We start from the raw sequence: 17055 nt of genomic DNA on the forward strand, positions 1-17055 counted from the left end.
ATTAACCGCATTGTACCTGAGGCGGACACGAGGGGAACTCGCTTTGCCCCTTGGGGGTGGGGTGGATATAGTGACGCACTGCCTTTACCCAGTTAAGAGGCTCTGAACAAACCCGGTGGCGGTGGCGCTACCGGGCACAGTCTTGTGAGACACGCCGTGAACCCATCCATGGGGGCTCTGCAAAAACATCCTGTTTTTGAAGGTCTCACAAGACTGTACCCGGTATCACCACCTTCGCCCGAATATAATTAGCGCTGAAAAACGATCAGAAAATCTGCCATTTGAAAGGTGGATGCAAAAACAGGACGGACCATGGGGCTTACCAAAAAAATCGTACTGGCCATGATCACGGGGATCTTGCTTGGCCTGTTGTTCAATGTACTCAACTCCAGTCAGGTGTTGGGTGCGACGGTTACCGGATTTATCAACAATTACCTCACCAATGGCCTGTTCGACATCATCGGACGGATTTTCATTGCGTCGCTGAAACTGATGGTGGTGCCACTGGTGCTGGTATCGCTGATCTGCGGGGCCTGCGCGTTGTCCGAGGGCAGCCGGGTGGGTGTGCTGGCGGGGAAGACGCTGCTGCTTTATTTGTGCACAACGGCGGTGGCGATTTCACTGGCGCTGCTGCTGGCGCTGGTGATTCAGCCCGGTGTGGGTATGGAGCACCTTGCGACGAATACGCAGTTCGAGGCGAAGGAGTCGCCGCCGCTGTCGGATGTACTGGTCAATATTTTCCCGACCAACCCGGTAATGGCGATGGCGGAAGGCAATATGCTGCAGATCATCGTGTTTGCCCTGCTGCTGGGTTACGCGATTTCCCGCAGCGGCAAGCCGGGTCAGCGGGTGGCGGCGTTCTTTAATGATCTGAACGAGGTGATTCTGCGCATGGTGGGTGTGCTGATGGTGTTTGCACCTTACGGGGTGTTTGCGCTGTTGGTGAACAAGATTGCGCTGTTGGGACTGGAGGCGATTCCGACTCTGGCGAAGTATTTCGGGGTGGTGCTGCTGGCGCTGATGATCCACGCCTTCGGTGTCTATCCGCTGCTGCTGAAATTGCTGTCGGGGCTGAACCCGGTGAAGCTGATCAAGAAAATGCGCCCGGCGATGGCGTTTGCCTTCAGTACCGCGTCTTCCGCGGCGACGATTCCGGTGACGCTGCAGACGGTGGAGAAGCGTCTGGGTGTGGATAACAAGATTGCCTCTTTCACTGTTCCCCTGGGTGCGACCATCAATATGGATGGTACGGCGATCATGCAGGGGGTGGCGACGGTGTTTATCTCCCAGTTGTATGGGATCGAGATCGGTCTGATGGGTTACCTGACGGTGATTCTGACCGCGACTCTCGCGTCTATCGGCACCGCTGGTGTGCCGGGTGTGGGTCTGATTATGCTGGCGATGGTGCTGGGCCAGGTAGGCCTGCCGGTTGAGGGCATTGCCATTGTGATGGGTGTGGATCGTTTGCTCGACATGGTGCGCACGGCGGTGAACATTACCGGGGATTCAGTGGTGAGCACGATTGTTGCGAAAAGTGAGGGGGCGCTGAACGTGGATACCTTCAATGACGACAACTACAACAGTGTGGTAAGTGAGGGTGAGGGCAAGGGCAAAGGAAAATCTTCCGCGGCCTGATCGCCTTCCTGCAGCTAAAGAAGGGCGAGCGCGTTGCGCGGCTCGCCCTTTTTCATTTCTGGCACTTTTCGCAATTACAGCGTGGCCATATCCCGCAATTCGTCGGCTTCGAGGTTGTCCTCCATCGCCTCCACCAGTTCTTCAACCATTTCCGTAAGCGCTTCCTTGATGGCTGCTTCGGTGGTGTCTTCGCCGGCGCGATTGTCGTGATAGCTGCGCACCCGGTATTTCTCACTGATTTTCAGATTGTCGATACTGATGCGTTGTTCACGCAGCGCGGTGCCACTGCGGTTGCTCAGGACGTAGCGAAATTCGCCGTTCAGGGTCACATTACCCTGTTCCAGGTCGTGGTCGCTTTTGGGTTTCATCGCGCTCAGGTGCTTGATGACTTTGAGGTTGATCGTGTTCTGCAGGTTCAGCAGGCCATTCTCCGCAACCAGAGGTACTTCTTCATCCTCGAGGTACTCAAACAGCACCCGCGCCAGTTCACTGTGAATGTGTTGGGTGTAATTGCGGATTGCTTCCTTCTTAAGATCGGCGAGACCGCCACCGTTGCCGGCGAGTGCCAGCATCAGCTGCATATTGCCGCTCGAAACCGGCATGGGTACATCGAGCTCGATTTCAGTCGGGGCAATGACCAGACTGGGGGTGTGGTCGTCGTTCCCCCAGAAGCTGTCCTGGGCAATGGTACTGGTGGATAGCGCAAGGCTACACACACCGACGGCGAGTAGCCGACGGATTCCTTGGGTTCTCATGCATCGCTCCCTGTTTTGATTTTTATACCGGGATAATTTTTCTTGGCGCTGTTTGATTGGGCGCGCCACGGCGAATGGTTTCGCTCTGTAATTTTTAGACGTCCGTCACAGGCTGCCACTTATCGATGCGGAGAGCAAAAAATTTCGGTGACTTGTGCGTCAGTGGTAGTCAGTTGTGTGAGGTGGGTCGCAGCGGAGGATTTGGGGATCAATTAGGGGGTGGGCGCCACCAGGATGGTGGCGCGGAGTTGTGCCCGCTGTCAGCCGCGACTGCTCAGCTCGCGCAGGGCGTCGGCTTCCAGATCGTCTTCGATACGATCGATGACCCGCTTCACCAGCTGGTCCGCCATCTGGCGCAACTCTTCGGTGGTGTTGTCCTCCCCCGCATCGCCGCGCAAGGAAGTCTTGATCCGGTACTTACCCTTCAGTCGCAGATCGCCAATGTCAACACGCCTCTCCACCAGCAACCGCTCCCCGGGTGCCTGCAGACGCAGGTGGTAGTCGCCGCTGGCGCTCAGGCTGCCTCTCTCGATTTCGTAGTCGCCACCGCTCTTGAGGCCGCTCAATCGCTTTACTACGGAAATATCAAAGAAGTTGTAAAGAATGAACGAATTATTATCGGTGTACAGCGGGATGTTTTCATCGGCGAGGAGTTCGCGCAGGGCGCCGTCCAGACGGGTGCGCAGGTAGTTGGCAAATTCTTGGTTTGCGGTCTCTTTGGCGGCGCTGAGGGTGCCGTTGTTCGTTGCCTGCGCCAGCATGCTTTCAAAGTCATTCCCCACCAGTGGGGTGGGTACCTCTGCGGCCACTTCTGTTCGGGCGAGGGTGAGATGGGGGATGGGTTCGTCGCTGCCGCCAAACAGGCCCTGGGCATTTGCGCAGGTGTACGACAGTGCGGCGCACAACAGTACGCCGAGTGACGGCAGGTGGCGGATTAATTGGCCGGGGTGTAACAGATAGATCACCGGGAAGCTTCCTGATTGCTGAGGCTGACTGGATTGCAGCCACTTGGTTCACCGGCGCGGGGCGGATGAACGCGATTGATTGTGGTGTGTGACCGGCGATACGCCTGCCGGACTTCGGGAGGTGGTTTGATTCACCCTGTTATTTGGCTGCATAGCTCTTTTGGGCAGGCTGCCACTGCTGCGGCGGGAGCGCAAAAATATTAGTGACCGACTATGACTTGGTGGTCTCGGCAATAAGCCGGTGTTTAAAAATGCGTGCGCCGGTTCTCAAAACGGGCAATCGGGCGGTATGGGGACGGAGATCAGGGTGAGTTGAAAGCGGCAGAAGTTTTGCGAAGTCGTAACCTCAGGCTTCGGCAAAGCGTGGTTTGTTGTGCAGCCAGCGGCGCACCAGGGCCGCGCGGGACTCTGCTGTCAGTTGCGCTGCCGCGGCGATTTTCTGTACCTGGGGGAGCAGGTGGGCATCCCGCTGCAGGTCTGCGATGCGATGCTGGATTTCGCCGGTCTGGCGCGTGCCCAGAATCTCCCCGGGTCCGCGCAGACGCAGGTCTTCCTCGGCGATGGCAAAGCCGTCCGCATGGTCGCGCAGGGCCTGCAGACGCGCGCGGCCGTTGGCCGAGAGCGGAGTGGAGTACATCAGCACGCAGTGGCTGGCGATGCTTCCCCGCCCTACCCGACCTCTCAACTGGTGCAACTGGGCGAGTCCCAGACGCTCCGGGTTTTCGATAATCATCAGGCTGGCATTGGGCACATCCACGCCCACTTCGATCACGGTGGTTGCCACCAGCAAATCCACTTCGCCGGCCTTGAAGGCCTTCATCACGAGATCTTTAGCGTCCGGCTTCATGCGCCCGTGTACCAGTGCCACGCGCACCCCGTTCAGGGTATCTGCCAGTTCCTCGGCGGTGGACTCCGCAGCCTGAGCCTGCAGGGTTTCGGATTCCTCGATCAGGGTGCATACCCAGTAGGCCTGGCGCCCTTCCTGCACCGCACTGTGCACCCGCGCCATCACGTCGTAACGGCGCTCGCTGGAGATGGCCACGGTGTTGATGGGCTGGCGACCGGGCGGCAATTCGTCGATCACCGAGCAGTCCAGGTCGGCGAAGGCGGACATGGCCAGCGTGCGTGGAATCGGGGTGGCGGTCATGATCAGCTGGTGGGGTTGGGTACGCTGCTGTTTACCGGGAGCACCTTCAACCGAACCTTTCTCGCGCAACTGCAACCGCTGGGCCACGCCGAAGCGGTGCTGTTCATCGATGATCACCAGGGCCAGGCGGTGAAACTCGACGCCTTCCTGAAACAGTGCGTGAGTACCCACTATCAACTGGGCATCGCCACTGTGGATCGCGGCCAGTTGCGCGCGCCTTTCCGATACTTTCATGCTGCCGGTAAGCCAGGCCACGGTAATACCCAGGGGCTCCAGCCAGCCACTGAAATTGATCCGGTGCTGCTCGGCCAGAATCTCCGTGGGCGCCATCACCGCGCATTGATAGCCGGCGCCGATCGCCTGCAGTGCAGCGCGGGCCGCGACCAGAGTCTTGCCCGCGCCCACATCGCCCTGCAACAGGCGCATCATTGGCGCGCTGCCGGCGAGATCCTCGGCGATCTCCCGGCCCACACGCTGCTGGGCTTTGGTGGGGGTAAACGGTAGGCGCGCGAGAAAGTCCCGCTCCAGTGCCGCGTTCGCGGAAAGCGCCGGCGCATTGACCTTCGAGGCACTGCGGCGCAATTCCAGCAGACTCAGATGGTGGGCCAACAGCTCTTCCAGCGCGAGGCGCTGTTGCGCCGGGTGCTGACCCTCGGCCAGCTGCGACAGATCGGCATCTGCCGGCGGCTGGTGCAGGTACATCAGCGCGCCGGCGAGCGGCATCTGCAGTGAACGCGGCAGCAGGTCCGCGGGCAGCAGCTCGGTGACATTCCCCTCGGCGAGCCAGTCCAGTCCCTGGCCGATCAGCGCGCGCAGGCGCCCCTGGCCCAGGCCTTCAGTGAGCGGGTAAATGGGGGTGAGGGTTTGTGCGGTTGGCGAAACATCTTCCCCGAGAACCTCGGTTTCCGGATGGTAAAGCTCTACACCCGCGCTGCCGCGGCGGGCTTCGCCGTAGCAGCGCACCCGGGTACCGGGGGCCAGGCGATTTTTCTGCGCGGCAGTGAAGTGGAAAAAGCGCAGGGTAATACTGCCGGTGGAGTCCTGCAGGCGCACCGCCAGGCTGCGGCGGCGGCCGAAGGTCACATCGGCGGCGCGCACCTCGCCTTCAACTACCGCATCCATCCCCGGGCGCAGGCCCGCCAGTGGCACCACGCGGGTGCGGTCCTGATAGCGGGCGGGCAGATGGAACATCAGGTCCTGCAGGGAACTGATATGCAGTTTGGCGAGGGTTTCCGCCAGCTTGGCGCCAACCCCTTTGAGGGCGGTAACCGGTATTTCCGCTAAGGGTTTCGCTGGCGGTTTTTTTTGTTTGCTTGGCTTCTGGCTCACGGACTCTTCAGTTGGCACTGATTGATCGCGTCGCGCAGCATGTCGATGGCGCGGTGACGGGGAAAGCTGGCACGCCAGGCCAGAGCCACGGTGCGCTGCGGTGCCGGCGCCACAAACGGACGGGTCACCAGCACGCCGGTGGCGTATTGGGAGGCGGCCGCGGCGGACAGCGGCAGTACGGTGATACCGAGGCGCGAAGCCACCATATGGCGCAGGGTTTCCAGAGAGCTGCCGTCGGCGGCGGTGCGGATATGACCACTGCCCGCTTCTTTCTCGATGGACTGCTGCAGTTGCGGGCAGGCTTCCAGCACCTGATCGCGGAAGCAGTGGCCCTCACCCAGCAGCAGCACATTGTCTTCGCACAGCTGTTCCGGTTTCAGCGCTTCAAATTTTGCCAGCGGGTGGTCCGATGGCATCAGTACCACGAAGGGCTCGTCGTACAGGGGCTGGGTCACCACGTCCGGTTCGGTAAATGGCAGTGCGATGATCACCGCGTCCAGTTCGCCCTTGCGCAGGCGCCCGCGCAATGTGGAGGTGTAGCCCTCCTCCACATACAGCGGCATCTGCGGTGCCAGTTGCTGCAGCTGGGGAATAAAGTGCGGGAACAGATAGGGGCCGATGGTAAAGATGGCGCCCACGGAAAGCGGGCTGCTCAGCTGATCCTTGCCGGCGCTGGCGATGTCCTTGATCGCGGCGGATTGCTCCAGTACCAGTTGCGCCTGGGCGACGATACGCTCTCCCAGGGGCGTGGCCTGTACACGGGTCTTGGATCGCTCGAACAGGGCAACGCCCAGTTCCTTCTCCAGCTTTTTCACCGCGATGGACAGGGTCGGCTGGCTCACAAAGCAGCGCTCTGCGGCGCGGCCAAAATGCTGCTCCTGTGCCAGGGTGACGATGTAACGAAGTTCGTTCAGTGTCATGGCAAACGCAATCAGATGAATCTTGGCGATAGAGTTTATTCATAAACACCCCCTGGCGGCCAGTAAAACCGCCAGACACCTGTGTAAATGTCACAAACTAGAAAAAAATGCTATTAGCATTGTTTATACTTAGTAATTTTTGCTATTAACTAGCGCCGCAAACCGGTGATATGGCGCTTTATTTGCTATACATGGTAGGCAAGTGTTCGAAACACACAAAGCGGAGAATCGCTATGGGAATCTTGTCTTGGATAATTCTTGGTCTGATCGCCGGTGCGCTGGCCAAATGGATCATGCCCGGCCCAGATCCGGGTGGTTGGATCGTGACCATGATCATCGGTATTGTCGGCGCCTTTATTGGCGGCTGGGTGGGCAGTTTTGTCGGCCTGGGCACCACCGGTGGTCTGTCACTGGGTAGCATTATTACCGCGGTAGTCGGTGCCGTGATCTTGCTGTTTATCTATCGGCTGGTGAAATCCCGGGGCTGACCGCAACGCGGCAGTACCCCGGTGCCGGGCTCGCAGTGAACTGTGGGCCCGGTTCACAGACTTAGCGGTCTAAATTGGCTATAAAGAGCCAATAGACTGCATACTCACAGTAATTCACAGATTACACTCAACCAACTATTCTAAGCGGCGCCCGGTGGAATGTGGCGTGGCAACTATTGGGGTCGGAATTCGATACCCGGGGGTTTAATCGAGCGGTTATGGCAAAGGAAAAAGTCTGGATCTTCGGTTGCGGGGATCTGGGGACCCGTCTGGCACTGAAGCTGGATCGCAAGGCCTACGATGTATTTGGCGTGCGACGAAATCCGCTGCAGGCGCTGGCCCGCAAGCGTCGAGCGGACGTGGTCAACTGGCGTCGCGGCGACGCTACAAAAGCAGAAGATATCCACCGCCATCTGAGTAACGGTGCCGACGTGGTCATCGCCACCTTCACCCCCGGCGCCAGCACCCCGCAAGCCTATCAACGCGCCTACGTCGAAACCGCCACCTGCCTGCGCCAGGCCCTCGCGGATATGGAAAAGCCCCCGCGCCTGCTGCTGTGGGTCTCCTCCACCCGTGTCTACGGCCAGAGCGGCGACCAGTGGCTCGACGAGCGCTCACAGCCCCTGCCCGGCAGCTATCAGGGCGAAGCCCTGCTCGCCGCAGAAAAAATTGCCCAGCAGAGTGACGTCGACACCTGCGTTGTGCGCTTTGCCGGCATCTATGGCCCGGGTCGCGACCGACTCCTGTCCCAGGTCCGCGCCGGCCGCTGCGCCCCGCCGTCACCACCCCAGTTCAGCAACCGCATTCACGTGGACGACGCCGTCGGCTTCCTCGCCCACCTGATCGAGGGCCAGAAAAAAGGCATGCCGCTGGAAAAACTCTACATCGGCGCCGACTGTACCCCGGTCCCCATGTACGAGCTGCAGAGCTGGCTGGCGAAATCCATGGGCTACACCAGCGCCCACCTGCGTGAAGAAGTGGCCACCAGCGAACGGCGCTCCAAGAAAATGAGCAACAAACGCATGCTGGATAGCGGCTATGAAATGCTCTATCCCGACTATCGCGCCGGCTACCGCACCCTGCTGGAAAATGACTGAGCCGCAAAATAGCTCAAAAAGAAAAGCCTAAACGAAGTGCGCCGCCCTTGATCGATCAATCGCGAGCGGCGCATGGCGGTTCTCGGGCTAATTCCTCGGACTAAATCCGAGAATATCCTCAGATAACCAGAATCCCTTCCGCCTCAAACTGCGCACCCTTCGGCAGCTGGCTCACACCCACCGCAGCGCGCGCCGGAAACGGCTTGGTAAACATCTCCTCCATCACCTCATTCACCGTGGCAAAATTGGCGAGGTCCGTGAGATACAGATTCAACTTCACCAGATCATCCAGCGAACCGTTCGCCGCCTCACACACCGCCTGCAGATTCTTGAACACCTGCACCGCCTGCTCACGGAAATCGTCGGAAACCAGCTCCATCGTCTCCGGAACCAGCGGGATCTGACCAGACAGATAGATCGTGTTATCTACCTTCACAGCCTGTGAATAACTGCCGATAGCCGCCGGTGCTTTATCCGTTTTTATCACTGCACGATTGGGCATGGATGACCTCTCCCGGCCCGAACGGGGCCACTTAGCTGAAAAAGAAAGCGGGAGAATATAGCGCGGTTTGAAAGCCTTGGGGAGCAGCGGAAAGGTCCAAATCCCCAGATGCGGAACCTGTCCACATTCCAGGAATTTTCGAGCAAAACCCCACCAACTTTCACAACAAGGTCGCAACAACCATCCGCAAGAACAAAAAAATCCGCAGCATCCAAGAAGGCCCAGTGCCGGGGTCTATCCGACAAACGATTGCCGATGAGGTTGTTTGGCGGGTAGACCCCGGCACTGGGCCGGACCTGACAGGAGCACCGAAGGCGGCCCGGCCCTGTTCAGAGCAGACGGACGAACAGGGCGAAGTGAAAGAAAAGGCAAGAATTAAGGACGAGCGATTTTAATAACCGCAGGCAGGTTGCGAAGCCGCTTCATAACCTGAGCCAGATGCACCCGGTTAGCAACTTCCAGAGTCAAAGCAATCACACTGTGCTGAGCATCTTTCTCATCCACATGGATCTGCTCAATACTCGCACCCTCCTCGGTAATGCGCGTCGCCAAACGTGCAATAATGCCGCGCTCCGACTCCACCTCAACCCGCACATCCCCCAGGAACTCACCCTTCACATCCGGCGACCAGGCCACCGCCATAATATTCTCCGGATGCTCCCGCAACTCCGCCGCATTCCGACACGTATCCCGGTGCACCACCACCCCCTTACCGGAACTGATGTGCCCCATGATCGTATCCCCCGGAATCGGACGACAGCAGCGGGCAAAACTGATCAGCATGCCCTCCTGGGCATCGATGGTCAGCGGCGAGGAAATGCTGCTCGCCTCCGTCTCCGTGGTGCCCGGCGGCACCAGCAGTTTTGCTGCAGAAAACGCCGCGCGGTTACCCAGTCCGATCTCCTCGAGAAGATTGTCAAAGGTGTCGCACCTGGCCTCTTTCACCCCGCGCTTGATCTGCTCCTCTTCCAGGTCGGTAATTTTCAGATGGAACTTGGTCAGCGCCTTCTCCAGCAGGCGGCGCCCCAGCTCAATGGAATCGTGGTGACGTTGATGCTTGAGGTAGTGGCGAATCGCACTGCGCGCCTTCGCGGTTACCACAAAGTTAAGCCAGTTGGGATTCGGCTGCACATTCTTGCTGGTCAGGATCTCGACCTTCTGCCCACTCTCCAGCGGTTGCGACAGCGGTGCCAGGCGCTGATTGATGCGCACCGCCACACAGGAATTGCCAATATCTGTGTGCACCGAATAGGCGAAGTCCACCGCCGTGGCACCGGCCGGCAGATCGATAATCTTGCCCTTCGGGGTAAATACGTAAACCTCGTCCGGGAACAGATCGATTTTTACGTTTTCGATAAATTCCAGGGAATCGCCGGCGCGCTGCTGCATCTCCAGCAGGCCCTGCACCCAGCGGCGCGCGCGCACCTGGCTGGTACCGCCGGTATTCAATACCTCATCGCCGGAGGACTTGTACAGCCAGTGCGCGGCAATACCGCTGTTCGCCATCTCGTCCATTTCCTTGGTGCGGATCTGCACCTCGATGGGCACCCCGTGCATACCGAGTAGCACGGTGTGCAGCGACTGGTAACCGTTGGACTTGGGGATGGCGATATAGTCTTTAAATTCGCTGATCACCGGCTTGTAGAGGTTGTGGATAACCCCAAAAGTCCGGTAACAGGTATCGACACTGTCGACGATGATGCGGAAGGCGTAGACGTCCATGATTTCCTTGAACGACTTCTTCTTCGAGCGCATTTTCTGGTAAATGCTGTACAGGTGCTTTTCGCGGCCGATCACCAGCGCGTCGATATTCTCCCGCTCCAGGCGCAGCTCGATAGCGTTCTGGATTTTTTCCAGCAGCTCTTTGCGGTTGCCGCGGGCGGCCACCAGCGCTGCGCGCAGGCGACTGGCGCGCAGTGGATAGATGGCAAAGAAGGAGCGGTCTTCAAACTCGATCCGCACATCGTTCATGCCCAGGCGGTTGGCAATGGGAGCGTAGATCTCGAGGGTCTCACGGGCGATGCGCGCGCGCTTTTCCGGCTTGAGCGAGCCGAGGGTGCGCATGTTGTGCAGGCGGTCGGCGAGCTTTACCAGAATCACGCGGATATCCCGCGCCATGGCCAGGGCCATTTTCTGGAAATTTTCCGCCTGCTTTTCCGCAGGGCTGTCGGTCTCGAACTGGGTCAGCTTGGAGACGCCGTCCACCAGATCCGCAATTTCCTCCCCAAACTGCTCCGCCAGAGCCGCCTTGGGGATGCCGGTGTCTTCGATGACATCGTGCAGCATCGCCGCCGCCAGGCTCTGGGCATCCATATGCATGCCGGCCAGAATAGTGGCTACCGCGAGGGGGTGGGTAATGTAGGGTTCTCCGGAACGTCGCTTCTGGCCCTCATGGGCCTGCTCCGCGTAGAAGTAGGCGCGGCGGACGAACTGGATCTGGTCGGGGGGTAGATAGGACGAGAGGCGATGGGCCAGACTGTCGATAGTGTGCAAAGCCGCGATCGCCTCTTAAATTACCTGCAAATCCTGCATCAATACGTCGTAAATAGGATTACAGGTCCTGCTCGGACAGGAAGACCGGCGCCGGCGCGGCGTGCTGCACTGGCTCTTCTTCCGGCTCGTCCAGGATGCTGGCGTCAACGAAGCCTTCTTCGATTTCGCGCAGGGCGATTACGGTGGGCTTGTCGTTTTCTTCCGGCACATGCGGGTCACGGCCGCCGGTGGCGATCTGACGGGCGCGCTTGCTGCCGACAATCACCAGCTCAAAGCGGTTGTCTACGTGGTCGAGGCAATCTTCAACGGTAATACGTGCCATAAATCTTCTGTTCCAGTGTGTAAGTTCGCCCGGCTGGGCAAAATTGACGAATTCTGTTGTCTGTGCGGTCAGCGCCAGCACGGACGGGGTTGACTATTCTACCGGACCGCGCGGTGTACGCAAATCGAACAGTGCCTGTAAGTGCACCAAAAGTACGATGCGAAGGTGGCGATGCCGGGTATGGGTTTGCCAGACCTTCTGCGAGAGGGACCTCGCAGAAGAGCCCCCATGGATGGGTTCACGGCGCGTCTGGCAAACCCATACCCGGCAGCGTCACCGCCACGAAATCTGTTTAGAGCTCTACTGACTGCGCAGCAACGACTGCAGCAAGCTGGAGTGACGCTCCTGCTGTCGCACCAGCCGCTGGCGCTCCGCCACCATAATAGATCGCAGTTCGTTCAGGGCGGTGGTGAAATCGTCGTTGATGACCAGGTAATCGGTGGCCACGTAGTGGGACATCTCATCGATTGCCTGGGCCATGCGCTTGTCGATCACCGCCTGGTCGTCCTGGCCGCGGCCGGTCAGGCGCTCCAGCAGGGCCTGCTGGGACGGGGGCAGGATAAAAATGCCCACCGTTTCCGGCATCAGCTTGCGCACCTGTTCCGCGCCCTGCCAGTCGATTTCCAGAATCACATCGCGGCCGCTGGCGAGGGTTTCTTCGACCCACGCCTTGGAAGTGCCGTAGAAATTCTCGAAAACTTGGGCGTGTTCCAGGAAAGCGCTCTCGCCGAGCATGGCGATGAAGCCGTCGCGATCCACAAAATGATAGTTGATGCCGTCGATTTCACCGGGGCGCATGGGCCGGGTGGTGTGGGATACGGATACGGTGACCTGGGTGTCGGCCTCGATGAGCGCCTTTACCAGGCTGGTTTTGCCGGCGCCGGAAGGCGCGGAGACCGTATAGAGAGTACCTGTGGACACGGCGAACCTTGCTGCAAATAAGTGAATGGAGTGGGGCTTGTAGGGCGGGGATTATAACGAATGCGGATGGCAGGGTGCGAACGCAATACAGGCGACCCCCGACCGGTGCTGGGGGCAAAGTGTTGGGCTTTTCCGGTCCGCCTGCCACGGGGAGGCAGGTTTTCCGAACCCGGTCGGGGGTGCCTGCGGAATCTCAACCTGTGGGACTTTGGGGAAGTCCCGGGGCTACTGCGGATTCCTAGCGTTAATGACTAACGGAGGTGACTGTATCGTCTTTGTTGGTAAAAACCAACACCCACCAGACAGCCGCGCTTACCAGGCAGTATCCGGCAACCGCGGCCCAGATGGCGAGGGGCAACAGGGGAATGGTGGCGCCGAGCAGTGCCAGCCGGCCGATTTCCCACCCGCGGGTGCGGGGTTCGCCGTCGAGGATACGACCGTTGATGACCAGGCCGATCACCAGCATCAGCACCATCAGTGCGGTGAGTCCATAGCCGAGATCTTTGTTGAACTGCAGTAGTGCCAGGGTGGCTATCGAGTAGACCAGGTGCTGAGCCAGGGCGTACCAGCGCAGGCCGCGGGTAATCCGCGGGTCGAAGCGGTGGAAATTATCGAGGTCGCCACTGGGAACCGGCATCGCCGCTTCCGCATCCGCCGGGCGGTAACCGGTGGCGCGGAACCAGAGGGTGAACTTATCCTTCCAGCTTTTGGTGTACACCGCGTCCAGCCACATGCGTTTGAAGTGCTGCAGGTTGGCGGCTAGGGGGTCGAAGGTATTCAGGGGTTTGCGCACGCCGTAGATACAGGGTTCCTCGTCCAGCTCCTCCTGATAGGTGCCGAACAGCCGGTCCCAGATGATCAGCACACCGCCGTAGTTGCGGTCCACATACACCTTGTTCTGGGCGTGGTGCACCCGGTGGTTGGAGGGGGTGACCAGGATCCACTCCATCCAGCGGACCTTGGGGAATTTCTGCGTGTGTACCCAGAACTGGTAAATCAGGTCGATGGCGCCGGCGGTAATCAGCACTTCAGGGGGCATGCCGATCAGCAGCAGCGGCAGATAGAAAATCCAGCCCAGGGGCACCAGGTCGCTGGACTGGCGCAGGGCGGTGGTGAGGTTGTAGTCCTCGCTCTGGTGGTGCACCAGATGTTCCGCCCAGAAGATATTGATCTCGTGGCAGATGCGGTGCTTCCAGTAGTAGCAGAAGTCATAGGCGATTACCGCCAGCAGCAGGTGCCAGGGATTGTCCAGGGACCAGTTGATGCCGAGGCTCTGGTAAGTGGGTTCCAGCCACTGATACAGCGGGATATACAGCAGCATCAGGATGCCGACTTTCACCAGCCCCAGGATGCGGCTCAGGATGCCGGCACCGAGGCTGCCAATGGCGTCGTTCAGCCGGTACAGACCCCAGCCGCGCCAGCGGTCCAGCGCCAGCTCGATCAGCACGGCGAGAAGGAAAAAGGGAATGGCAGCGGTGACTAAACCCACGGGGACCTCGAAGATTGTCTGGCTATTGTTGTTGTGATCTTGCCAGCCATACTGCCACAGGCCGCCACCTGCACAATGTCCCCAAAGACCGGATTTCGAAATCCGTCGGGGATTTATCAGCCCCCGACGGGCGGACCGCCGGGCGCGACATAGCCCAGCTTGCCGGACTTACCTCACCCGCACACGGAATGAAAATTCCGCCCAGGGGTCGGCACCGCCCGACTGTGCGTTCATGCGCCCTGCGGGTTTCAGTCGAATATAGCGTACCGCTGAGTCGAAGCCGTTGGCGTCCGGCACCGGCGTATAGCTCCAGTCGCTCCCGTCGGTGGAGAAGTCCAGGTGATCACTGTTGCTGTTCAGTGCGCTGAATTGCCAGTTGAGCCCACTCGCTGGGCTGCCGTCGGTAAAGGCGACCGGACCGCTGCCCGCGCCGCCCATATCCCCCACGTAGAGATCCACCTGAGCCGGTAGTGCATCGCGCAGTATCAGGCTGTCCACATCCGTGAGCCCGTCGCCACTGTTGCTCAGGCGCAGGGTGTAATGAATCACCGCGCCGGGAATTGCCTTGGGACTTGCGGTGCCGTTAACCGGGTCCGACACGGTGTTGCTGACCTTCAACACCGAAAGCACGGGCGAACCGCCAACCTGAAAAGTGACCACGCGCGAGTGGGTCACCGTGCCTTCGGTGCCTTCATAGGCGGTGATACGCGCGGTCCAGTTTCCCCTGGCCGCAGCGGGCGGGATTGTGTAGGGGAATTCGTAGGTTTTGGTAGCGACGCCCGAGTCGTTAACTTCTGTCATGGCAGTCAGCGACTGTACGGTGTTTCCGTTTGCATCGGCGATTTCGATGGCAGCGCCGGTGATATCGAAACTGCCAAACGGGTCGCTCACCACAGCGCGGATAAATGCCTGTGTGCCCGCGCCATAGGAGGCCTGAGTTGTGGTGGCGGGATAGGCCGAGCTGTAGACAATTGCACTATCCACATTGATCACGGTGCTGGTATCAAAGGCCACATGGGAATCGCCAGTGCCGCAACTTGTAGAACTCAAGTATGTGTCTCGCTGCCCCGCGCCACTGGAATCGTTGGTTACCCTCATCCGGATGGCGGTGCCTGGATTCAACGTGACATCACTGGGAAGGTCGATGTTGAACATAATTGGCAGCCAGCTAAAAAGTTCTAACCCCACGGTTCGCGTTTGGCTGCCAATAGTGCCACTTGATGCGCCCACATAATCCAATTGGACGCTCACTGTGCGCGAGCGAGTGCTACCGTCGAGATAGGTGCTGCGGCGCATACACAGGGGAATTTGGATACTTCCGGCGGTTAACCTAAGAGGTGCCTGAGTTTGCGGCGTCATCGTCAGCGTGGTTGCACCCCCTTCACTCAAAGTCGTGTTTGAATTCGCTCCCGGTACAATTCGCTGCAGAGTATTGCGGTTCGCGCCGGAAATACTGGCGTAATAGGGGTAAAGCTTCTTGATGCCCTCTGACGGAGGGAAGGGAGAAGTAACAGTCACTGAAGGCGCCGTCACCTGCACGGTAGATCCGTCAACGGGGTGAATCACCACTGCGGTATTGTTGATTGTGTCACCGGGCATGGCGCCGGCGGCGATACGCGCTTCGAAGACAATTTCCGCGGAGCCGTTGGCCGGTAGGTCGATATCACGCACGTCCAGCGGCCCGGTACCGGCGGTGGAATAGTCGGTGGCACCCGCGGGCAAACTGACTACGGTGAAGTCTTCCAGCAGGGCATCGATATTGTCGGTGACACGGATACCACTGGCCGATACGCCGTCGGATTCATTGATCGTGATGGTATAGCGCAATATGTCGCCGGGATTGGCATCGGCGCCATTGATGTCCGAGACGCTTTTGCTGGAATTGGACAAATTCGCGATGGGTACTTCGGTTTCGTAGAACGTACATTGCACCGCATCCCCATACTGCAGAGTGCCGAAGTTGTAGGAAATAGTCTCCACGTTGTTCGGGAGCGGCGTGCTTGAACCCGTTGGGTTGGTACAAGTCAGCACCGTGCGATAGCGCGAGATCGCACTGCTGCTTCCGCTTGCCATCGACTGGTTGAGTGTCAGCGGGAGCGCGGCTGTGCTCGACAGGGTCGCTCCTGTAAACGGCCCCGGCCCGGTGCCGCTCGAGGTTCCCTCGGCAAGTACCGCACCGCTGTTGGTGGCGTTGATGGAGAACCGGAACTGGTCGGAGGCATCGACACGTCCGCCGGCGATCTCGGAATTGAGACGGATCGAGGCAAAGCGCACAGCGAACATGGCGCCCTGTAATCCGCTGCCGACGAGGGTAGTGGTGACCGCGGTTGGCGCGCTGGACCCGACAATGTGGGCGCCTACCGTGCCCGAGCGCCCGGTGATCTGAACATCGCTGCTGCCGACACCTGAAATGCCCGGATAGGACGAGCCGCTGGTTGGCCCTGCCCGGTCCAGCAGTGCCCAGTTTCCCCCGTTGGTCTCAAAGCGCAGGCTTTCTCCGCCGTTCGAAGACTCCCCATCACCGGCGACAAACATATAATTGGTAACCGTGCCTCCGGCCGGTGGCGCTAGGTTGATATTGGAAATGGTCGCCGTCGTGGTGCCCCCACTGACCTGATAGAGCACAGGCCTTCCGGCTATTCCGAGGAATGCGGTATTCCCCACGGCTGCGCCGGACCAGGACGGCGTGGCAGCCGCCCTCGCCGCCGAGCCACTGACCCTCAGGTTGAAGGTCATGACGGTGCCATCGGGGAGGTTGTAGGTGAAGTTTTGCCCTGCCCCGGAGCGTGCGGCGACGTCATTGTACGAGGAAAGGTCCAGCCAGCAGTAAGTCTCCCAATCCGCAGGGCCTGTAGAGCCCTGTGCGGTTGCGTGATAACAGTTGTCTGCCACTGCCGGGTTAGCCCACAGCGTCGAAGCCAGCAGCACGGCGAGCCCACAGAGAGCGATATAAAAACGTCGCAATCTCGCCAACAACGGTCTCTCCAACAAC

13 protein-coding genes are annotated in these 17055 nt (G+C 59.5%); 3 read left to right on the forward strand and 10 right to left on the reverse strand.

Annotated features, from left to right (window positions below; all coding sequences use genetic code 11):
• Positions 1-312: 312 nt before the first annotated feature.
• Positions 313-1635: a dicarboxylate/amino acid:cation symporter gene (locus tag ACYX4K_RS15500; RefSeq protein ID WP_475091246.1), complete on the forward strand. Its 1323-nt coding sequence runs from the start codon at positions 313-315 to the stop codon at positions 1633-1635.
• Positions 1636-1709: 74 nt separating this feature from the next.
• On the opposite strand, the gene ACYX4K_RS15505 is transcribed toward ACYX4K_RS15500, so the two are convergent.
• The 4 genes from ACYX4K_RS15505 to ACYX4K_RS15520 all read right to left on the reverse strand — a co-directional run bounded on the left by ACYX4K_RS15505 (position 1710) and on the right by ACYX4K_RS15520 (position 6751).
• Positions 1710-2390, reverse strand: coding sequence for a hypothetical protein (locus ACYX4K_RS15505; protein ID WP_475091245.1), 681 nt, complete (start codon positions 2388-2390; stop codon positions 1710-1712).
• Positions 2391-2650: 260 nt separating this feature from the next.
• Positions 2651-3355 (reverse strand): hypothetical protein, encoded by a 705-nt coding sequence (locus tag ACYX4K_RS15510; protein ID WP_475091244.1) that lies wholly within the window; start codon positions 3353-3355, stop codon positions 2651-2653.
• 346 nt (positions 3356-3701) lie between these two features.
• On the reverse strand, positions 3702-5831 hold the full coding sequence (recG, locus tag ACYX4K_RS15515; RefSeq protein ID WP_475091243.1) for an ATP-dependent DNA helicase RecG: 2130 nt from the start codon (positions 5829-5831) through the stop codon (positions 3702-3704).
• Entirely contained in the window at positions 5828-6751 is a 924-nt protein-coding gene (locus ACYX4K_RS15520) for a LysR substrate-binding domain-containing protein (RefSeq protein WP_475091242.1), read from the reverse strand. The genes recG and ACYX4K_RS15520 overlap by 4 nt, the downstream gene beginning before the upstream one ends.
• A gap of 233 nt (positions 6752-6984) precedes the next feature.
• Here ACYX4K_RS15520 and ACYX4K_RS15525 point away from each other — a divergent pair, with 233 nt between their 5' ends.
• Together ACYX4K_RS15525 and ACYX4K_RS15530 are read left to right on the forward strand one after the other, a co-directional pair.
• A complete protein-coding gene (locus ACYX4K_RS15525; protein ID WP_043319923.1) occupies positions 6985-7239 on the forward strand; it encodes a GlsB/YeaQ/YmgE family stress response membrane protein in 255 nt (84 codons plus the stop codon).
• A 218-nt stretch (positions 7240-7457) separates the two neighbouring features.
• A complete protein-coding gene (locus ACYX4K_RS15530) occupies positions 7458-8336 on the forward strand; it encodes an NAD-dependent epimerase/dehydratase family protein (protein ID WP_475091241.1) in 879 nt (292 codons plus the stop codon).
• Between the two features lie 118 nt (positions 8337-8454).
• On the opposite strand, the gene ACYX4K_RS15535 is transcribed toward ACYX4K_RS15530, so the two are convergent.
• From ACYX4K_RS15535 to ACYX4K_RS15560, 6 genes are all read right to left on the reverse strand, one after another.
• Entirely contained in the window at positions 8455-8838 is a 384-nt protein-coding gene (locus ACYX4K_RS15535; protein ID WP_475091240.1) for a RidA family protein, read from the reverse strand.
• 375 nt (positions 8839-9213) lie between these two features.
• Positions 9214-11331: a bifunctional GTP diphosphokinase/guanosine-3',5'-bis pyrophosphate 3'-pyrophosphohydrolase gene (gene spoT, locus ACYX4K_RS15540; protein ID WP_475091239.1), complete on the reverse strand. Its 2118-nt coding sequence runs from the start codon at positions 11329-11331 to the stop codon at positions 9214-9216.
• 58 nt (positions 11332-11389) lie between these two features.
• Positions 11390-11653, reverse strand: a complete 264-nt coding sequence (rpoZ, locus tag ACYX4K_RS15545; protein ID WP_231759024.1) for a DNA-directed RNA polymerase subunit omega — start codon at positions 11651-11653, stop codon at positions 11390-11392.
• Positions 11654-11953: 300 nt separating this feature from the next.
• Positions 11954-12574 (reverse strand): guanylate kinase, encoded by a 621-nt coding sequence (gmk, locus tag ACYX4K_RS15550; RefSeq protein ID WP_475091238.1) that lies wholly within the window; start codon positions 12572-12574, stop codon positions 11954-11956.
• Positions 12575-12818: 244 nt separating this feature from the next.
• A complete protein-coding gene (locus ACYX4K_RS15555; RefSeq protein ID WP_475091237.1) occupies positions 12819-14063 on the reverse strand; it encodes a sterol desaturase family protein in 1245 nt (414 codons plus the stop codon).
• 168 nt (positions 14064-14231) lie between these two features.
• On the reverse strand, positions 14232-17036 hold the full coding sequence (locus tag ACYX4K_RS15560) for a CshA/CshB family fibrillar adhesin-related protein (protein WP_475091236.1): 2805 nt from the start codon (positions 17034-17036) through the stop codon (positions 14232-14234).
• Between the last annotated feature and the right edge of the window lie 19 nt (positions 17037-17055).

Source organism: Microbulbifer sp. ABF4_107, from assembly GCF_056312215.1.

Excerpts from the sequence above, each read along its gene's own strand:
- ACYX4K_RS15500 (WP_475091246.1), top strand. The coding sequence starts at position 313 with ATGGGGCTTACCAAAAAAATCGTACTGGCCATGATCACGGGGATCTTG.
- ACYX4K_RS15505 (WP_475091245.1), bottom strand. The coding sequence starts at position 2,390 with ATGAGAACCCAAGGAATCCGTCGGCTACTCGCCGTCGGTGTGTGTAGC.
- ACYX4K_RS15520 (WP_475091242.1), bottom strand. The coding sequence starts at position 6,751 with ATGACACTGAACGAACTTCGTTACATCGTCACCCTGGCACAGGAGCAG.
- ACYX4K_RS15525 (WP_043319923.1), top strand. The coding sequence starts at position 6,985 with ATGGGAATCTTGTCTTGGATAATTCTTGGTCTGATCGCCGGTGCGCTG.
- ACYX4K_RS15530 (WP_475091241.1), top strand. The coding sequence starts at position 7,458 with ATGGCAAAGGAAAAAGTCTGGATCTTCGGTTGCGGGGATCTGGGGACC.
- ACYX4K_RS15535 (WP_475091240.1), bottom strand. The coding sequence starts at position 8,838 with ATGCCCAATCGTGCAGTGATAAAAACGGATAAAGCACCGGCGGCTATC.
- rpoZ (WP_231759024.1), bottom strand. The coding sequence starts at position 11,653 with ATGGCACGTATTACCGTTGAAGATTGCCTCGACCACGTAGACAACCGC.